20 protein-coding genes are annotated in these 18,695 nt (G+C 51.7%); 12 read left to right on the top strand and 8 right to left on the bottom strand.

Annotated features, from left to right (window positions below; translation table 11 throughout):
- Nucleotides 1–208 precede the first annotated feature (208 nt).
- Complete coding sequence (locus tag SBP02_RS12040; protein ID WP_318642018.1) at nucleotides 209–910, top strand: MlaA family lipoprotein; 702 nt, start codon at nucleotides 209–211, stop codon at nucleotides 908–910.
- A 75-nt stretch (nucleotides 911–985) separates the two neighbouring features.
- Here SBP02_RS12040 and SBP02_RS12035 read toward each other — a convergent pair whose 3' ends face one another.
- Nucleotides 986–1,285, bottom strand: coding sequence for a PilZ domain-containing protein (locus tag SBP02_RS12035; protein WP_318642017.1), 300 nt, complete (start codon nucleotides 1,283–1,285; stop codon nucleotides 986–988).
- A gap of 208 nt (nucleotides 1,286–1,493) precedes the next feature.
- Between SBP02_RS12035 and rssB the strand changes: the two genes are divergently transcribed.
- Together rssB and rssC are read left to right on the top strand one after the other, a co-directional pair.
- Nucleotides 1,494–2,678, top strand: a complete 1,185-nt coding sequence (gene rssB / locus SBP02_RS12030; protein WP_318642016.1) for a two-component system response regulator RssB — start codon at nucleotides 1,494–1,496, stop codon at nucleotides 2,676–2,678.
- Nucleotides 2,679–2,686: 8 nt separating this feature from the next.
- Nucleotides 2,687–3,169 carry an anti-sigma factor antagonist RssC gene (gene rssC, locus SBP02_RS12025; protein WP_318642015.1) on the top strand — a complete coding sequence of 161 codons (483 nt, stop codon included), beginning with the start codon at nucleotides 2,687–2,689 and terminating at the stop codon, nucleotides 3,167–3,169.
- Between the two features lie 51 nt (nucleotides 3,170–3,220).
- Here the strand turns inward: rssC and tal are convergent, their stop codons facing one another.
- Nucleotides 3,221–4,147, bottom strand: a complete 927-nt coding sequence (gene tal, locus SBP02_RS12020) for a transaldolase (protein ID WP_318642014.1) — start codon at nucleotides 4,145–4,147, stop codon at nucleotides 3,221–3,223.
- Between the two features lie 64 nt (nucleotides 4,148–4,211).
- A complete protein-coding gene (dusA, locus tag SBP02_RS12015) occupies nucleotides 4,212–5,219 on the bottom strand; it encodes a tRNA dihydrouridine(20/20a) synthase DusA (protein ID WP_318642013.1) in 1,008 nt (335 codons plus the stop codon).
- A gap of 101 nt (nucleotides 5,220–5,320) precedes the next feature.
- On the opposite strand from dusA, the gene SBP02_RS12010 reads away from it, so the two are divergent.
- Entirely contained in the window at nucleotides 5,321–6,436 is a 1,116-nt protein-coding gene (locus SBP02_RS12010; protein WP_318642012.1) for a site-specific integrase, read from the top strand.
- Here SBP02_RS12010 and SBP02_RS12005 read toward each other — a convergent pair.
- Entirely contained in the window at nucleotides 6,428–6,697 is a 270-nt protein-coding gene (locus SBP02_RS12005) for a hypothetical protein (protein ID WP_318642011.1), read from the bottom strand. The two genes, SBP02_RS12010 and SBP02_RS12005, sit on opposite strands and share 9 nt — an antisense overlap.
- A gap of 515 nt (nucleotides 6,698–7,212) precedes the next feature.
- A complete protein-coding gene (locus tag SBP02_RS12000) occupies nucleotides 7,213–8,487 on the bottom strand; it encodes a hypothetical protein (protein WP_318642010.1) in 1,275 nt (424 codons plus the stop codon).
- Nucleotides 8,488–9,158: 671 nt separating this feature from the next.
- Between SBP02_RS12000 and SBP02_RS11995 the strand changes: the two genes are divergently transcribed.
- The 8 genes from SBP02_RS11995 to SBP02_RS11960 all read left to right on the top strand — a co-directional run bounded on the left by SBP02_RS11995 (nucleotide 9,159) and on the right by SBP02_RS11960 (nucleotide 17,172).
- The gene (locus SBP02_RS11995; RefSeq protein WP_318642009.1) at nucleotides 9,159–11,453 is read left to right on the top strand and encodes a replication protein RepA; all 2,295 of its coding nucleotides are present in this window, start codon (nucleotides 9,159–9,161) and stop codon (nucleotides 11,451–11,453) included.
- A 202-nt stretch (nucleotides 11,454–11,655) separates the two neighbouring features.
- Entirely contained in the window at nucleotides 11,656–11,862 is a 207-nt protein-coding gene (locus tag SBP02_RS11990) for a hypothetical protein (protein WP_318642008.1), read from the top strand.
- Between the two features lie 87 nt (nucleotides 11,863–11,949).
- On the top strand, nucleotides 11,950–12,657 hold the full coding sequence (locus SBP02_RS11985; RefSeq protein ID WP_318642007.1) for a PDDEXK family nuclease: 708 nt from the start codon (nucleotides 11,950–11,952) through the stop codon (nucleotides 12,655–12,657).
- A 53-nt stretch (nucleotides 12,658–12,710) separates the two neighbouring features.
- Nucleotides 12,711–13,199, top strand: a complete 489-nt coding sequence (locus SBP02_RS11980; RefSeq protein WP_318642006.1) for a RuvC family protein — start codon at nucleotides 12,711–12,713, stop codon at nucleotides 13,197–13,199.
- 3 nt (nucleotides 13,200–13,202) lie between these two features.
- Complete coding sequence (locus SBP02_RS11975; protein WP_318642005.1) at nucleotides 13,203–13,712, top strand: hypothetical protein; 510 nt, start codon at nucleotides 13,203–13,205, stop codon at nucleotides 13,710–13,712.
- Nucleotides 13,709–14,155, top strand: coding sequence for a hypothetical protein (locus SBP02_RS11970; protein WP_318642004.1), 447 nt, complete (start codon nucleotides 13,709–13,711; stop codon nucleotides 14,153–14,155). The genes SBP02_RS11975 and SBP02_RS11970 overlap by 4 nt, the downstream gene beginning before the upstream one ends.
- A complete protein-coding gene (locus SBP02_RS11965; protein ID WP_318642003.1) occupies nucleotides 14,145–15,722 on the top strand; it encodes a terminase family protein in 1,578 nt (525 codons plus the stop codon). The genes SBP02_RS11970 and SBP02_RS11965 overlap by 11 nt, the downstream gene beginning before the upstream one ends.
- A gap of 133 nt (nucleotides 15,723–15,855) precedes the next feature.
- A complete protein-coding gene (locus tag SBP02_RS11960; protein ID WP_318642002.1) occupies nucleotides 15,856–17,172 on the top strand; it encodes a DUF4055 domain-containing protein in 1,317 nt (438 codons plus the stop codon).
- A gap of 54 nt (nucleotides 17,173–17,226) precedes the next feature.
- Here the strand turns inward: SBP02_RS11960 and SBP02_RS11955 are convergent, their stop codons facing one another.
- From SBP02_RS11955 to SBP02_RS11945, 3 genes are all read right to left on the bottom strand, one after another.
- Nucleotides 17,227–17,499 (bottom strand): hypothetical protein, encoded by a 273-nt coding sequence (locus SBP02_RS11955; RefSeq protein WP_318642001.1) that lies wholly within the window; start codon nucleotides 17,497–17,499, stop codon nucleotides 17,227–17,229.
- A 63-nt stretch (nucleotides 17,500–17,562) separates the two neighbouring features.
- Nucleotides 17,563–17,922 carry a hypothetical protein gene (locus SBP02_RS11950; protein ID WP_318642000.1) on the bottom strand — a complete coding sequence of 120 codons (360 nt, stop codon included), beginning with the start codon at nucleotides 17,920–17,922 and terminating at the stop codon, nucleotides 17,563–17,565.
- 214 nt (nucleotides 17,923–18,136) lie between these two features.
- Nucleotides 18,137–18,679: a hypothetical protein gene (locus SBP02_RS11945; RefSeq protein ID WP_318641999.1), complete on the bottom strand. Its 543-nt coding sequence runs from the start codon at nucleotides 18,677–18,679 to the stop codon at nucleotides 18,137–18,139.
- Nucleotides 18,680–18,695 lie beyond the last annotated feature (16 nt).

Raw genomic sequence — 18,695 nt, 5'->3', positions numbered from 1 at the left:
AGGCTAGTGACTGAAGATGACGAGGCGATGAACGAGTTGCGACAGGGATTACCAGGCTAGCCGGGCAGGGGACTTGCGAGGCGCTGCTCGGGCGTTCAGCCTCGTGTCGGTCCGCTATGCTGCCAATAGAGTGCGTATAGGCCTTATACTGCGCGGCCTCAATGGCTGCTTGCTGGCCGCCCATTTTTGTACTCAAGGAGCGACTGCGATGTATGTATTCGGAGTGAACTGGACCGAGCGTCTAGGCCGATTGGTGCTATGTGCCGGCTTGGCGCTGCTGCCGGTTGCGGCGCAGGCTGCCGAGGAGGACCCCTGGGAAGGGTTCAATCGAGCCATCTTCCGTTTCAACGACACCCTCGATACCTATGCGCTCAAGCCCCTGGCTCAAGGCTATCAGACGGTCACTCCGGACTTTATCGAGGACGGCGTACACAACGTCTTCGGCAACCTCGGCGATGTCGGCAACCTGGCCAACGACCTGCTGCAGGGCAAGTTCCACGATGCCGGCGTGGACACCGGCCGGGTGATCTTCAATACCACCTTTGGTCTGCTCGGCTTCTTCGACGTGGCCACCCAGATGGGCCTGCAGCGAAACGACGAGGATTTCGGCCAGACCCTGGGCGTCTGGGGACTGGGTAACGGGCCCTACATCGTGTTGCCGCTGCTCGGGCCAAGCACCGTACGCGACGCCACCGGCAAGATTCCCGATGCCTACCTCGAGCCCTATCCCTATATGGGGCACGTGCCGACGCGCAACCTGACCCGTGGTGTTGACGTCATCGATACCCGCGCCAGCCTGCTGTCGGCGGAGAAGCTGATCAGTGGCGACAAGTACCTGTTCGTGCGCAATGCCTACCTGCAGAATCGCGAGTTCCGGATGCGCGATGGCGAGGTCGAGGACGACTTCTGAGTGCGCCTCTCGGTGTTCCTCCATGAAAAAGGCGACCCTTGGGTCGCCTTTTTCATGGAGGCTAGTAGCGATCCTTCAGTTCATCGAGAGGATCGTCAGGCCGAGCGCTTGGTGACCGTTGTCCAGTTGCGTGACCCGTACCACCTCGGCCTGCGCATCCAGACCTTTGAGCTCGTTGTGCTCCGAGGCGATATGCACCCTGACCTTGTCGCCCATGTTGAGCCTCGACTCGGCCTCGAGTTGCATGCCCGTACTCGACAGGTCGAGACACAGCGCCGGGATCTCCCCGTCGGCGCAATGCAGGGTGACCGGCGCTTCCAGGCGCATGCGGATGTAATCGCGTTTTTCGCTGTACGCACGATCACTTTGGCTCATGGGCTTGTCCTCTTGTTATGGATCTCTCCTGGCGCCCTTATAACCTCGGCCGATTTGGGGTGTAAAGTCGCCTGGCGATGATCGGCGCATGCTTGAATCGGGCAGAGGATGGGAGTACCGTCTGCGCCTTAACGCGAACCGAGTATGCGCGGGCAGGTTTCGACCTGACGTTTACGTCCATCCCCGGCGCAGTTTGCCTGGATATCCCATGCACAAAACCAGTGCCACACTGCTGATCATCGATGACGACGAAGTAGTGCGCGCGAGCCTCGCGGCCTATTTGGAAGATAGCGGTTTCAATGTCTTGCAGGCCGCCAATGGCCTTCAAGGTCTGGAGGTGTTTCAGCGCGAGCAACCCGATATCGTGGTCTGCGATCTGCGCATGCCCCAGGTCGACGGTCTCGAGCTGATCCGCCGCATCAATGCGCTGGGCGTGGAAACACCGGTCATCGTGGTGTCCGGAGCAGGGGTGATGACCGATGCGGTCGAGGCCTTGCGCCTGGGCGCCGCCGACTACCTGATCAAGCCCCTGGAAGACCTCGCGGTACTCGAGCATTCGGTACGCCGTGCGCTGGATCGTGCGTACCTGCGCCAGGAAAACCAGCGCTATCGAGAGAAGCTGGAAGCCGCCAACCGTGAGTTGGAGGCCAGCCTGCATCTGCTGCAGGAAGACCAGAACGCCGGGCGCCAGGTGCAGATCAACATGCTGCCGGTCACCCCTTGGCAGGTCGATGGCCTGCAGTTCGCCCACCAGATCATCCCGTCGCTCTACCTGTCCGGAGACTTCGTCGATTACTTCCGGGTCGATGACCGGCGCGTCGCCTTCTACCTCGCCGACGTTTCCGGTCACGGCGCGTCCTCGGCTTTCGTCACCGTGTTGCTGAAGTTCATGACCACGCGACTGCTCTACGAGTCGCGACGCGGTGGGCGTTTACGCAAGTTCAAGCCTTCCGAGGTGCTCAGTCATATCAACCGTGGCCTGATCAACTGCAAGCTGGGCAAGCATGTGACCATGCTCGGCGGCGTAATCGACGAGCAGAGCGGGCAGTTGCATTACAGCATCGGTGGCCATCTGCCGTTGCCGGTGCTGTTCAGTGAAGGTCAGGCGCAGTATCTGAGCGGCCGTGGCCTGCCGGTCGGCCTGTTCGAGGAAGCCGAATATACCGACCATGTGCTGGAGTTGCCCGAGTCGTTCAGCCTGACGCTGCTGTCGGATGGCATCCTCGATCTGTTGCCGGGCGATACCCTGCAGGACAAGGAGGCCGCGTTGCCCGAGCTGGTCGTTTCGGCCGGCGGAACCCTGGAAGGGTTGCGCGGGGTACTTGGGCTGGCCAATCTGGCGGATATGCCGGATGATATCGCCTTGCTGGTGTTAAGCAGGAACCTTGCATGAATCCTGGGATGAGCCCCGGTAGAATCCAATTCGCCGAGCAGGACGGTACCTTCGTCCTGAAGTTTGTCGGCGAAGTGCGGTTGACCCTTTGCTCGGCGCTGGACGCCACCATAGAGAGAATCTTCAGCGCGCTGAATTTCTCCGCCATCGTCATCGATCTGACGGAAACCCGCAGCATCGATAGTACTACCCTGGGCCTGCTGGCTAAGTTGTCGATCCTCTCGCGGCAGAAGATCGGCTTGCTGCCGACCGTGGTCACCACCCATGCGGATATCACCCGTCTGCTGCAGTCGATGGGCTTCGATCAGGTGTTCAACATCGTCAACAAGCCGATCCCCTGTCCTGAATGCTTGTCTGACCTGCCGTCGCAGGACCAGTCGGAAGAAGTGGTCCGCTCCAAGGTGTTGGAGGCGCATCGCATTCTTATGGGCTTGAACGAGTCCAACCGCGAAGCCTTCCACGACCTGGTCAGCGCGCTCGAACACCACTGAAGACCGGCTTCTGCAACCCACGGCGGGGCGCTCAGGCGCCCCGCCGTGTATTCAGACTTGGCCGGCAAGCAGCGCTTCCAGTTTTTCCTGGTCACGGGCGAACAGGCGAATGCCCTCGGCGAGCTTCTCCGTGGCCATGGCGTCCTCGTTGAGGGCCCAGCGGAACTGGCCTTCCCCGAGTGTCTGCCGTGCCTCGGCCGGCTTGCCGCCGCTCAGTTTGCACTCCAGCGGGCTCTGGTCATCGGCCAGTTGCTGCAGCAGCTCGGGGCTGATGGTCAGGCGGTCGCAGCCGGCCAGCTGTTCGATCTGGCCGAGGTTGCGGAAGCTGGCGCCCATCACCACGGTGGAGTAGCCGTTGGCCTTGTAGTAGTTGTAGATGCGCGTGACCGACTGTACGCCGGGGTCCTCGGCGCCGACGAAGTCGCGGCCCTCGGTCTTCTTGTACCAGTCGTAGATGCGCCCCACGAACGGCGAGATCAAAAACACCCCGGCGTCGGCGCAGGCCTGGGCCTGGGCGAAGGCGAACAGCAGGGTGAGGTTGCACTGGATGCCGGTCTTTTCCAGCTGTTCGGCGGCCCGAATGCCCTCCCAGGTCGAGGCGATCTTGATCAGCACTCGCTCGCGGCCGATGCCGGCCTGCTCGTACAGCTCGATCAAGCGCTCGGCGCGGCGCAGGGTGGCCTGGGTGTCGAACGACAGGCGCGCGTCCACTTCGGTGGAGATGCGCCCGGGTACCACCTTGAGAATCTCCTGGCCGACCGCTACGGCGAAGTGGTCGCAGGCCAGGCCGAGGTCGCCATTGCTGACTGCGACGGCGCCGCGCAGCAACTCGGCGTAGCGCGGCATGCCCGCGGCCTTGAGCAGCAGGGAGGGGTTGGTGGTGGCGTCGACCGGCTTCAGCCGGGCGATGGCGTCGAGGTCGCCGGTGTCGGCGACTACGGTGGTGAACTGCTTGAGTTGATCCAGCTTGGAGGTCATGGCGCAGCCTTGTCGTTGCAGATGCCACGACCTTACCCGAGCCGCCGGAGCGGCTCAACGGCGGCTAGTGGCCTTGCAGCAATTGCGCGGCCTGATCGAACAGCGCCAGGGGCTCGGCGGTCTTGTGAATATCCACCGACAACAGCTGGCGAAAGCGTCGGGCGCCCTTGAAACCCTGGGCCAGACCAAGCATATGGCGGGTGACGTGATGCATGCTGCCACCCTCGGCCAGGTGTGCGGCGATATAACCGCGCATCGACTGCATGGCCTCGAAGCGGCTGAGCATGGGGGCGTCGGAGCCGAATAGCTGTCGATCGACCTGTGCCAGCAGATAGGGGTTGTGATAGGCCTCGCGGCCGAGCATCACGCCATCGAAGGTCTGCAGGTGTTGCTGGCACGCTTCCAGGGTCTTGATGCCGCCGTTGAGGATGATCTCCAGGTCCGGAAAGTCGCGCTTGATCTGCGCCGCCACCTCGTAGCGCAGCGGCGGTACCTCGCGATTCTCCTTGGGCGACAGGCCGCTCAGGATGGCGATACGCGCGTGTACGGTGAAGCTCTGGCAGCCGGCCTCGCAGATCTGGCCGACAAAGTCGCGCAGCTCGGCGTAGCTGTCGCGCCCGTCGATGCCGATACGGTGCTTGACCGTTACCGGAATGCTCACCGCCTCGCGCATGGCTCTGACGCACTCGGCAACCAGGGTCGGATGGGCCATCAGGCAGGCGCCGATCATGTTGTTCTGTACCCGGTCGCTGGGGCAGCCGACGTTCAGATTGACCTCGTCGTAACCGGCCGCCTCGGCCAGCTTGGCGCAGGCAGCCAGCTCAGCCGGCACACTGCCGCCCAGTTGCAGAGCCAGGGGGTACTCGGCCTCGTCGTGGCGCAGGAAACGAGCACTGTCGCCGTGCAGCAGCGCCCCAGTGGTGACCATCTCGGTGTAGAGCAGGGTGTGTGCAGACAGTTGGCGTAGGAAGAAACGACAGTGGCGGTCGGTCCAGTCCATCATGGGAGCTACAGAAAAACGCCTAGATAAATTCCCTTTAAAATCAGTAACTTGAGAGTGCGAATTTTCCACAAAAACCCCAGAAATCTGTCGTGAGTGAACACGGAGTGTACACGCGGTGCGTGTTCAGTGTAGATTCAGTGTACGTCCCAGCGAACATGGAGTGAACACGAATGGCTTCAGTCAAGCAGATACCCAGCGGAAAATGGCGGGCGCTGATCAGGAAGGCTGGCTTCAAGCCCATGAGTGCAACATTTACACGTAAGACCGACGCAAAAAAATGGGCAGCCGCCCAAGAGCTAAAGCTTGAGTCAATTCGATACAGTGGCAAGGCAGCCCCGCCAGCTGGCTCAACATTCTCTGACTTCATCCGTAAGTACACGGAAGAGGTTGGGGCAGTAAGCCCTTTCCTTAAAAATAAGGCAGCATGCCTGAAAAGACTGAGTGAAGAGTTTGAAGGCGTGCTGATGTCTGATATGACAGAGATGCGGATTGGTCAGTTCGTAGACAAGCGATCACGTGACAGAAATGAAGCCGGTGAGATTATTTCTGGCGTCACAATTGCTGGTGATCTGTCATACATCGGCGTGGTTTTAAGCTGGGCCAAAGATGTCAAGCACTACGATATTGATGAAACAATTGCAAAAAAAGTACGGGCCGGACTGAAAAAGAGGGGGTTTGACACAAGGAGTGAAGAGAGGGAGCGGGAGATTACAAGAGAGGAACTTGAGAAGATTTTTTCTGAGTACGAGAAAAAGGCCGGAAGGCAAGTAATCCCAATGAGGGACATTATCCTTTTCGCACTGCACTCAGCTATGCGGCAAGATGAAATTTGTCGGATAAGAATTGAGGACTTCAAAAGGGATGCGAAGACTGTATTGATTCGCGATAGAAAGCATCCAGAAAAAAAGAAGGGCAATCACCAGACTGTTCCGCTTTTCGAGGGGGCCATGTTGCTTGCAGAAAAATACGCTGGGGACAGAAAGACAGGGAAGATCTTTAATTACAACAGCAAGTCTGTATCTGCGTCTTTTACGAGGATCTGCAAGAAATGCCACATTGAAGATCTGCATTTTCACGACTTGCGTCACACTGCCATTGGAATTCTTTTTGAGCGAGGGCTGCAAATCCAGGAAGTCGCGGTTGTTTCTGGGCACAGCGACTGGAAGATGCTTAAGCGCTACACGCATATTGATGCAGAAGATGTGCATGCCGCCTTTGAAAAGCGCGAGTCAAGGCGGCGAAATCGTCAAGCATTGATGGAATATCTCAATATCTCATCAAATTGATCGGTAAATGGCTTCTCTGCCGCGTTCCTTTTTGAGTGATTTCATGAAGTCCTTAACGTCAGAAACCTCATAAAAGTACGCATTCCCGAAGCGAATATGGGCTGGCCCATTACCCCTTTTGCGCCAGTCCTCTACCGTTTTCGATGTTGCCTTGGTAAGCGATACGACCATTTCCTCAGTCATAAAGCCCATTTCTTGCGCAATGCGACGGCGCTCTTGTTCAACTTGGTCAATTAAAACTAGATCAATGGCTGTACTCATCTCTTATTACTCGACTTCGTGCAACGTCTCTCACAGTGCGCTGCAACGTGGTCAATAATATCGAATCATAAACGGCTGTCTACAACTTTTTTGCACTCGACTATTGACAACTTGTCAATACGCAGGGTCGCAACCGAGCGCCAGAGTATAGAAAACGCATACCCTGAAAAGCCCGCTTATTAATTGATTTTTTGCCAATAAATATTTTTCGCAGGCAAAGAAAAAGCCCCGCCGGCAAATGTGAGAGAACCGAGCGGGGCTTAAAACAACAAGAGATGAATGGTCGGAAAGGTGATTAACCAACCACATCTTTATAATAGCATAACACCATCACTAATGTGCAAAATTATTCACTTTTTAATTGCTTGTTTGAGCGCAAAACCAGTGGTTTTTGGGGCCAAATCTGCTCTTGTTTGCGCGCCTATTGGGTTGAGACTTAGTGCGGAAGGCCGCCTGGATACTGGCGAAAAAGCCCCGGAGTGCGGGGCTGATGGGGTTGCGGGATTGTGGGGCGGTTACTCGATGTAGATGTTGCCGATCTCGTTCTGATCCGGGTATCCGTTGGTGCCAGCTCTACGCTTGATCCTGGTGTTAAGAACTTTTCCTGCAAGCTTATTGATGTCTTGCAGGTCATTAATTTCCTGGCATATGGCAATGCTTGCGCGCCCAAGCATTTCTTTGCTTACCCTGATTGCTGACTCGCTGTAGCCTTCACCGAAAAGTGTGTGCCAGATCAGGGCTCCAGCGTGCGGCCCTGACACGATTTTTCCGCTCAATTTTGCCGATTCCTTGCCGTTTTTTGAGTTGCGTTCGGCCTTGTAGATCTCGACTGCCGCGTCATGCTGCGGTACAGCGCCACGGTTTTCACCCCGGCAGCTGACGATTTTGAAGTCAGATTTGGTCTTTCGCCGCAACCAATTGATGTGGGATTTGACGAAAGCACGGCAGGATCTGAGTGATGCCTGAGCTTGGGTTTCGCCTGGTCTCGGTTTGTTTCTGGAGTATTGAGGATCTGCGAAGTAGCCAAAGCCAGGCGTGTTCTGATCGTGTTCGAGAAGGCGTTGAGCGATCTGCTCTTCTGTAGAGCCCCGGAACATGGCGCCGAGAAGGCGGTTGAGTTCGTAAGAGCGACCCATTGCGCCAGCGGCTGTGCCTCCGGTCTTGCGGGGCTTTGATGGCTGTGAGTAGTCGAAATCCTGGCCGTAGGTGCTCTGGCGCATCTTGAGGTCGAGCACGTCAGCTGCGTGGCCTGGATTGTAGAAGCTGATGCTGCCGTTGATGCGGTCAGGGTGCACAGTGAAAGTGAAGTAGCAGCGCGACACTTCGTTCTTCCAGCAGCGATCTAGGACTTTCGAGAATCTGCCGTCGAGAAACTCATCAAACTCTTCGACAAGGGCGGACATGAGGAATGGGTATTCCTCAGGGTACGCGGGCTGGTTGAAGGGGATTAGTAGACGGAAGCGGGGGCATTCAGGGGTGTTTGAGTAGCTTGTGTAAACAGCGTGCTCGTAGCCCATATCCATAGCCACGTCCTCGATCTCTTCCAGGGTAATGATGTCGTCAGTAGGCTTCTGGTCTATATCGAAGACCGCGATGCTAATGGTCTTAACATTTTCAGCAGTGCGCTCAAGAGCACGGAAGCTGCTGGGAATGAAGGTTTTGCCGTCCTTGTTTTCGCTGACCCTGCGATCTGCCAAGACATCTTCGAAGAAGTCTTTGAAAGAAGGGGCTTCGCGGTTTATGACCTGGTTTGTTCTTGCTGAATACTGAGTTGCATATTGAATCTTCATCTCTTATCACCTTTTTATTATTGTCAGTCTCTCGCTGACATTTCTATTATCACTATGAGATATCATCCATGCAATACGCTGATCTATTGACACTTGGTTAATAACGGGTATGAAAGTGTATATTCGGTGGTCTATATGTGGGTAATCGGTGTATGACAAGCGTATGAGCAGTGGTTGAAAATATTTTTATGGTGTTTCGACTTGTGGCGACTGTTCGCTGTTAGCAAGCTTTGCTAGTTAAGAGTTTTTCAAAACCAGTAGAACTCGCCAGCCAGGGCCTGGATGTATACCCAAACCAATGCATTGCGTCCACGGGCTACACTCGCATTTACCTCTATAAATAAGAATAGATAGAGGGCTGATAGGTGGCTTACGAGCTAGACTGAATTGCATAGCATGGCGCGTGCCCTGTGCTGTGCCCGGCAGTGGATTTTTTCTGGTTTTTCGAAACTCGCATGTAATGCAGCTTGATTGGTAAGTGCCGATTTTTTTATCTACACTGATCAAGCACTTGTCATACACCGATTACCCACATATAGACCACCGAATATACACTTTCATACCCGTTATTAACCAAGTGTCAATAGATAATGGTATTGATAACTCAAAGGATCATTGCAATACTGTATTTGCAGTCGTGAGAGACTGTAATAACAAAAGAGATGAAGTCCATGTTCGCTATCAATACTGAAATCGAAAGCTACACGACAATAGAAGCTGATGACGTTTTAGCTAAAGCCAAAGAGCTACGAGCTGACTACCCGGCATCTAAAAGAATAATAGGCATTAAAGCTGGCGTCACAGAAGCTATCGAAGCCGCATATAAAACAGCATCCGGCATCGCTGACACAGACGGCACTGTCATCACTGACTCTATCTACAAGATGAGCAAAATTGACGTAGCCATAATGATCGCCAGCAACGATCACACTGACCGCGCAATGCACAAGGCCGCCTACGAGCTTGCCAGGGATGCTTTTCTCACTGGTGATATCGTCGGCAAGTCAGAAATGCTTGCACTGGCCTCTGGCCGCTCTCCTGCTGAGTGCCAGTACCTTATCGAGCGCAAGCTTGAGCGCATGAATGCCGAGCTCTATCGCAGAACCCAGCGCGTCTCTTCCATCTACGAAGACGCTTACACGGTCGTCCCCGAAAGCGCTCAGGAAATCGCTCAACACATCTGCTCAACAGCCGGCAAATTCCTCCTCAACTTGCCCACTGGCTATGGCAAGACCAGCGAGATCATCGAGCCCCTGGTTCGCGAAGCCCTGTCATGCGGTGAGAAAGTCCTGATCATCAGTCACCGTCGCTCTATCAATGCCACGCTCTGCACTGGCATCGCTGGCATGGTTAGTTACGACGAGTGTACCTCCCCGGACATCATCCGCAAGGCCAGGGCGCTGAAGATCGTCGTCAACTCCCTCTCGGCAGCGAAGTTCAAAGACTTCATCGAGAGCGCCGACACAGTGATCATTGACGAAGCCAGCCAAGTCATCAGCCACGTTCTCGGCGGAGAGGTGAAGGCCCGCGAAGCCGTCTGGAATGCCCTGAATTTTGTTGTCAAAAACGCGCCCACCGTCGTTATGGCCGACGCTGATATCAATGCCAGGTGTGTTGAAATGATCGGTTGGGATCACACGCTGTACAGCATCAAACGCGATCACAGCGATATTACCGTGAAGACCGGGGATCTCGATCATGTGCGCGGCCTAGTGATCGAGGCTACCTCTGGCGGCGAAAACGTGTTGGTCTCTTGCGATGGCGCTAAGGCTGCCAAGGCCCTTGCTGCCGCGATCAAGAAGCGCACTGGTGTGGAAGCCCTGGTGATCACTTCTGAGAGCGCAAAATGGGAGGCCCAAGCTGCCTTTATCGCAGACCCAAACAGCACCTCTCACCAAGTCGTCATCTACAGCCCAGTAATTACTTCCGCGCTGTCGATCACGTCCGCTCACTTCACCCGCCACTTCGGTCTGTTCAGTGGCCAGGTAGTGCCATCAGACTGCATTCAGATGCTCCGCAGAGACCGCACGGCGCGTGAATTCATCGTGGGCATGAAAGCTCCTGAGTACAGCAAGCAAGAGCAGCTGGAGGCCCTTGAGACGCGCTCTGATGCCCCTACAACCCGCGCTGCTATCGAAGCCGCAAACATCGATGAAAACCTCAAAGCGACGCTGATTGAAGCTCTGGACTTTGACATCAAACCATCGGCGTTCGAGATGACCCGCCGCGAGCACATGAGCGACGAAGCCTGGTTGCGCGATCACATTCAGAACTCACTACCAGCCACGATGCTTGCTCAGGGCTTCAAAGTCGAAGTACTGGTACACAACGATGAGATGGCCAGGCTCGGCTTTGTCGCAGACAGTCAAGGTCGTAAGACCGTCAATGCCAGCACCGCCAGTAAGGTACTGGCAAGCAAGAAGGCAGGCACTGATCAAGTCGCCAGAGTTGCTGACGCCGGCTCAGAAAGCGAGCAGGAATACTTCGAGGTTATCCGCGCACGTGCCGAAGAAGTCATTGGCCGCACCATTGATGATTCCGACGCGGCGGTGTGGAAGAAAGGCGAGGGCACGATCACACGCTTCCGCAAGCTCATGAAGCCCGCCTGCGACACACCAGAGGGCAAGGTCTACGCCATGATCAAAGACGCCGTAGAGCGCATGCTGAAGGACGTAAAAATCAAGCTTGATGCAGATGGCAATGTACCCGCAGAGACACTGGAAAGGCTGTGGAAGTCTGAGCAAAGCACGCAACTCTTCGACAGGCTCAATGAGATCCGACTTGAAGTGATCCGTCAGGGCCTGAGCATTGGCAAAGCCAGCACACCCGTCGCGAAGCAAGCCGCGATCACTAAGATCATGAGCCAGATGGGTTTGAAGACAAAGAAAGTTAACGGGGGCAAATCGGGGTACTACTACATCATCAAGAAAGAGAGCTTTGAGCAAATGATGAAGTATGTGGTGTAAGTGATGATGGGGCAGGGAAGCCCCGTTATTGGAATTAGGGGGTGTGGGGGGTTGTGGCATGCAATATCCAAAGTTGTTCGAAACTGTAAAAGTTTGAAATATACCCCTAAATAACAACTTGGCTAGTTTACTTGTCAATGGATGATTGCAATAATAAACACATGAGCTAGAGAGAAGCTCCAAACAATAAGAGAGAATAAAAATGATTAGGCCGAAGTTCGTAAAGCAAGAGTTAGAAATTTTAGATGGTTATCCAGAGCTTAAAGCAGAAAAGCAGCGACTTAGAGAGATGTATATCAATAACATTGAGTCCATGCCGACAGAAGCCTATATAAAAGCAGCTACAGAGCTTAATGAAAGACTAAAGGGAATCGGTGCGCCATCAGTAGGCCTTGCGCTTAAGTGGTAGTAAATCCCTAGCATGTAAGGCCTGGCGGTAAAGGAGCCTGACCAGTAAAAAAACGGAGGATCCAAAACAACAAAAAAAGAGATCTCCATGTCTACCAATCCACCAAAAATTTCGCTGATCGATTTATGCTTAACCGGCCCAGTAGCTGACTTACTTAAGAAAAAAGACGGCTACAAAGAAATCGATCACTCGTTACTCAAGTCGCTATGCGCAGAGATCCTCGATTACCAGTCAAAAATTGACTGGAATGCTTACAACGCAGTGATGATTGGTACTTCATTGCCAGAAGATACACCAGGCTTTCAGAAGGCCCGCGATCTCCCTCCATACCCACGTCCATTCGCAAGTTGGTTAGAACTTTCCGAGCAATATTTTGGAGGGTTATCTGACCTTGAACGCGAACCCGAAGACTACAAGATCCCGTACATAGTTGAGCACAAGTACAAGCCAGATAATATCTGCTCTGAAAACGACCGCATTATCTTTGAAATCAAGGGTGTCATCCGAACCCTAGAAGAGGCCGGGAAGTACAAGCAAGTTGCAAAACAATGGAATGTGCACTTTGTTTTCGTTCTGCAATGTCGCGACATCATCTGCCCATGGACTAACTACATTCGGAAAGATGGGTCGAAAATGACCCTAGAAGAATGGTGCACAAAGCAGGGGTTTGATTACTGCTATGCAGGGGAGACAGAGCAATTTAGGAAGTCTGAGCGTTTCCTCAAGCTGATTAAAACCGTTGGCAAGGGGCTACCAACACTTAAAGAGGAGTTAAAGCGAAAACAAAATAGCTAATCGCATCGTGATATACTGATTAAAGCAATACAAATAATAATAAGAAGAACGCCATGCGCAAAGTTCTCGGGATCGATCCAGGCCTCTCCGGGGGCCTTTCAATTATCGACGAGCAATTAAATCTCATCGCTTGTTATCACATGCCGACAGTGAAAACTGATGACGGCAAGTCTCGCGTTTGTCCAAAAACACTTAACTCCATCCTTAAAGATCATCAAATTGACCTTACTGTTGTCGAGAAGGTCGGCGCTCGCCCAGGACAAGGCGTTGTATCCATGTTCAATTTCGGTGACAGCTTTGGCGTAGCAAGAGCCATTGCTGAGATTAATTGCAGACAAATTATCTACGCAAGACCGCAAGAATGGCGTGGATATCAGATGCTTTCGGGACTTTCTAAGGAGCAGATTGCTGAAATAGCTTACGAGGTTTTTCAGGCCGAAGAAATTTATGGGCGCAAGAATAAGTCTGGGAACCGTGCTGTAAAAGACGGCATCTCAGACTCTCTTATGATCGCAAAGTACGGCATCAGGTTTTTGGAGTAACTGATGGCCGTTAGAGCGCTAACCAGTAAGGTTATATCTGATCTTGAGAAATATATCTCGCAAACAACAAGCATAAAGATCGCTTGCGGTTGTGCAGGCATTCCATCGTCCACTTTTTTCTATTGGCAGAAAATAGCCAAAGAACTGGAGGATATGGAAATCCCTGAAGAGGAATTGACGAAAGATGAGGCGCTACTACTAGAGTTCTTGGAGCGCGTTGACATTGCTAAAGCCAAGTCCTGCAAGCCTGCAATAGACGCTGTTATGAAGGCCATTAAGCAAGGTGATGCAAACGCAGCGGCGAGATTACTATCTAGGCGCATGCCGGAGGAGTTTGGTGACTGGAATCGCAAGGAAGTAACGATTAAGCACGAAGGGGTTGAGGATAATACAACTGGTATTGCTCTGACATCAGCGCTTTCAGATGACTCAGATATCGAGAAAATCGCAATAGAACAACAAGAGCAAGCATTAAAGCTAGCCAAATCGGAGTCAGAAGGTGGCTCTAAATGATCAAACAACAGCTTAAAACCGACTGCGGAATTGCAACGCTAGCTAACTTTCTTGGCGCTGATTATGACTATGCGCTCTCGGTTTATGGTGAGAATCGTGCCTTTTCTGGCGTGACGATACAGGAAACTGCCAGCATTCTTTTTAGCCATGGCTTAATCACTACATACATCCCGCTATCTGGGTTCAGTGAAGCTTGCGGAATCTCAATCCAAGCCCAAAACCCAGAAATCCTTGAGCGCCTTGGGCGTCCAGCAATTGTTCAGGTCATGAACAGGCATGGTGTTATCCATCAGGTTTTTTTTGACGGCAAACTTATCCATGACCCAAGTACAAACGTCACATCCACAATGTTTGTTGCTGATTACGAGTGCGTTGTTGATTGCCTAATTTTGCTATCAAAAGAAGGATTTGACATCAAATCAGGGGTCGAGAATGGCCGCTGAAATTGCACAGATTGCTGAAATACGTAGGCGCAGATCCCGAACGGCTCGAAATGTGGTGTGGCAACCAACGCGCAGCAAGACTGGCGGGCTTTCTAGTCAAGAACTCTTCTTAGCAGTTGGGCAACCGAACAGCCTGGTTCATGAAGTTCTTTTTCATGGTACTCGCGGCAACGGCAAAAGCGTCTGCTTGCTCATGGGGTTCGGTCAGCATGTTGGCAAGGGCTGGGGGCAATACTGGCGTGGTGTGATTATTCGTCGCCAGTGCTCGGCACTAAATGACCTGATCAATGAGTCGCACAAGCTATTTCCTAGGATATTTCCTGGCGCTAAATACAATATTTCCAAGCGCGAATGGACGTTTCCTACAGGCGAAGTATTGATTTTTCAGTTCATTGAAAAGCCGCAGCAGTACGAAGCCAAGTTTCACGGGCAGCAATATACATACATCGGCTTCGATGAACTTACAACCTGGGCTACTGACGAGATATACGAAAAGCTCTTGTCGACACTAAGAACTGCGTACCAGCCTACAAAGCGACAGCCCCTAATGCCACCAAAGCAAGTAAGGGCCATGACTAACCCATGGGGTATCGGGAAGGCATGGGTAAAAGAGCGCTTTATTGATGGCAAACGAAACGGGCAAATAGAATCGACCGTTAAAACCCTAAAGGACAATGACGGCAACGACGTTCAGGTTGAGTGGAAAAGGCTTGCTATCTTCGGAACTATCTTTGAGAACTCATATGTAGATATCGGCTACAAAGCCTGGCTGATGAGTATTTCAGATCCGGTTGTTCGAGAAAGCTGGCTTTACGGGAATTGGGAAGTTGTAGATGACACTGCCATGTTTGCCAAGGTTTGGGATAGAGACGTACTCCTAATGGAGCCTTTTGTAATACCAGCTAACTGGCATGTTTCTAGGTCTTTTGACTGGGGGTCATCGACACCGTTCTGTTGCCTCTGGACGGCAGAAGCAAACGGTGAAACGGTCATGATAAACGGTAAGCCATTCTGCCCACCAAAAGGAAGCTTGATTGTTGTCGGAGAGGATTACGGAACGCCTCTAACGCCGGATGGCAAACAAGTTAAGAGAAACCTTGGCCTTGAAATGTCTGCCAGTAAAGTTGGATTCAGGCTTAAAGAAAGAGAGATGAAATTACAGAATCAGATACTTAAAAATCACCCAAAGGTTTCACCGGGGCCAGCAGATAATCAAATATATAACGGCGCTAGAGTTGATAATGGCACAGCTCCCACTTTGGGGAAGGATCTAGCATCTAGCGGAATAACGTTCGTAACGTCAGACAAGTCAAGCGGCTCTCGTGTAACAAGCGCACAGATAATGTATGACAGACTTCAGTCAACGATTGACCAGAATCCCGAAAGGCCGCACATATATTTCTTTACTAATTGCCGGTTCTTAATTAGGACTTTGCCAGAGCTTTACCGGGATGAGGATGAGCCAGATTCTGTTAAAAAGGGTGGTGATGACCACGCCTGGGACGCCCTTGCTTATCGCCTTACCTGGAAGCGTCCTACTTCTAGCGTGAAAGCCGGTGTTTTCTAAAGCTGTTTGACAACAAATATGTTTGAGCGCAAACAGAATATGGGCATTAAAGTTTCTATTTAAGTCCGATTCTGTGCCAGCGCAGGCATTATAATAACTAATAAGCCACTAAAAATAATAATAAAGGCACGTCATGGCAGTACAAGATCGTTCAAAAAAGATGACTCAGTTGTACCAAGATCGGGAGATGATCAGGGCAATTAGGGGCGGAACTAAGACAATGCGGGAGGCTGGTGAGAAGTATTTGCCCAGAGAGGCTAAAGAAAATCCTACTTCGTACAAAAGGCGTATTGCCAGGTCTACTTTCGCTAACTTCATGCGTGAAACTATCGAAAGCCACACCGCCAAGCCACATGCCAAGCCATACGTTTTCACGTCAGCGAAGAACCAGGAGCTGGCCGACGATTATTTGAAGCGATCTGACAGCAAGGGCACTTCGGCTGTTCAAGTCGGTGCTAATGCCGTCGAGGATGCGTGTTGGAACGGAACAAGCTTGATTCTTGTTGATGCCCCTGAGTCTGGCGGGCGGCCTTATTTCTACAATCTCAGCATGGATTCGGTTCTTGATTACGATCTGGACGAAGACGGATTGCTTACTTACTTCCGTATTGCAGAAAAAATCACAGTGCGAGATGGCGAGTTTGATGTCAAAGAGCTGGGGCGTGTAAGGGTTTTTAAGCGTGAGAAAGAGGTGGTTACATGGGATTTATGGGAAGAAAGTGACGGCGGAAAGTACAGTTCTGTAACGGCAGGCAATAAGTTTCCACTTGATTTCATCCCGGTGTTTGCTGTGCATGCTGGGCCTGTGGCACCGGGTGAGTTCTTTGCCGATCCGCCGCTGATGAATTTGGCATACCTGAATGTCCAGCATTGGCAAGAGAGTAGCGACCAGTCTCATATCCTGCACGTCGCAAAAGTACCTCTCCTGTTTGGAACAGGGATTCCGGAAGATGATGAAATTGCAATTGGATCTGAGTACGCAATCATAGCTCCGCCAGGAAGTGACCTTAAGTGGGTCGAGATTTCAGGGGCTTCGATTAATGCGGGTCGTCAGTCAATCGTCGATCTTGAGTCGAAGATGATGCGTGCGGGGCTTGAGATGTTGCAGAACGGAGGGGCTACAGAAACGGCGACTGGTAGGGCCTTAAGGGCAGGTGAAAACAACAACAAAGTTGCTCAGATCGCCAGCAATTTAGAGGCGGCACTAGAGAAAACCATGTTCACAATCGGCAAATTCAATATGATTTCCGAGCCAGATTTTGCGGTTTCTGTGCATAAAGACTATGGAATTAACGCGTCTACCGAAGAGATTTCGGCCCTGGTTCAAGCAAGGACACTGGGTGATTTGAGCCAGGAAGACTTCTTGAATGAGCTGAAAAGGCGCTCGATTCTTCGCCCTGAGTTCAATATCGAGGACAACAGGGATAGGATATCGGCGGAGATGGTTTAGTAAGAGTTTTTCAAAACCAGAAAAACCCAAACCAACGGGCCCAGCGGGCCCGTTTTACATTCCCAGGTCACTCTCTAACTGTAGTTCTGCATACATGCGCAGATGAGCTTTGCTCGGATCTTGAATGTAAAGCTTTGCCAGGCCATCGATCATGAATTTAGTCAGCTTTCTTGAGCGCATAATCGCAATATCAAGGCCGTCATATGTGTCAATAATGAAGCGACCAGGCTCAATGTTTTGCTCAACTAGATCCATTTTGCTGATGTTAAATTCGCGCATATATTCTTCGGCAATAGCCATTTTTGTTTCAGGATCGCGTATATTCATTTCATATTCACCCTAGAATTAAGCTCCAACAATAGAAAACGGGCCCAGCGGGCCCGTCTTTCATTACGCCAGGAAACTCTTATCTAAGAACAGTTCCGCAACTTCCCGGCTCGGATTCTTTGTGTAAGACTCCATAGCGGCTTTAAGAATCTCTTGTTTCAGCGTCTCCACGAAGCCAGCTGGAAACATAATGCGATAGTTATGAGCCCCAATCCCGGTTGAAACTTTCTTAAACCGTGCCAGCTTCATTACGCGGCCAACGTTTTTTGAACTCAAACCCAGCTGTTCGCGGGCATTACCACGGCCTTCAATCTTGACGTCAGCCAGGGCTTCTGAGGTTTTGATGATCAGGCTATTAAGGGTGTCTTCGCCGAGGGCTTTGCGGGCAGTGTTGAAGATGTTGTTAGTAGTAGAGTTAAACATAGTGGTCACCTTTTCTTGTTGTTAGAGTGTTTCTCAACTCTTATGTATAGATTAACTATCATCCTTGGAGTTGTAAATATAGACAGGTGACTAGTTTTGGGTATGTTTTAAACTTTTACAGTTTCGAACAACAAGGGCTGGTGGGTATTGGGCTTTGGTTCTTCTGGCTTTGTGAAACTCGGTTTGATTCCAATAAAAAAGCCCCGCGAGGGGCTTACATTCCAAGATCTTTCATGAGTTCCGCTTTTGCGTACTTTCTCAAGTGATCTTTTTCAGGGTTGTGTAAGTATATCTCCCCAAGCTTAGCTCTAAGATCGTTCTCAGTGATGCCAGTATTAATAATATCCATAAATACTCCTATCTCAGAGTCAACATCATCAGCAAGATCTTTTATTCCCAAATCAGATAAAAGGGTCTCTGCTTGTTGTGTTAATACTTCCTTGTGTTCCAGATATTTTTCTAGGTGTTTTTTGCTGGGGTTATTTATGTATTCTTTAGCTAACGGGTCAACTAACACGTATTCGAAGCGCAGGAATCTACGTGGCTCCGGAAACTCTAATCCAGGGAATAGGCTAATAAAGTCATCGCAAGCCTGTACGAAGAAAGAGAAATATTCGTCTTGTTCCAGAGCGAATGGTTCGGACATTTGCGTCGCTGCGTTATATATTGCACCGACACTATCACTGGCTTTTACGTACTCATAAATATATTTAATTGGGTTTGTTTCGTTTGTCGACAAAGGGATACCTAGATCCATATTAAAACTCACTTGT

This window comes from Pseudomonas benzenivorans (genome assembly GCF_033547155.1).
Lineage (GTDB): Bacteria > Pseudomonadota > Gammaproteobacteria > Pseudomonadales > Pseudomonadaceae > Aquipseudomonas > Aquipseudomonas benzenivorans_B.
This window is presented reverse-complemented; position numbering and strand designations above follow the sequence as displayed.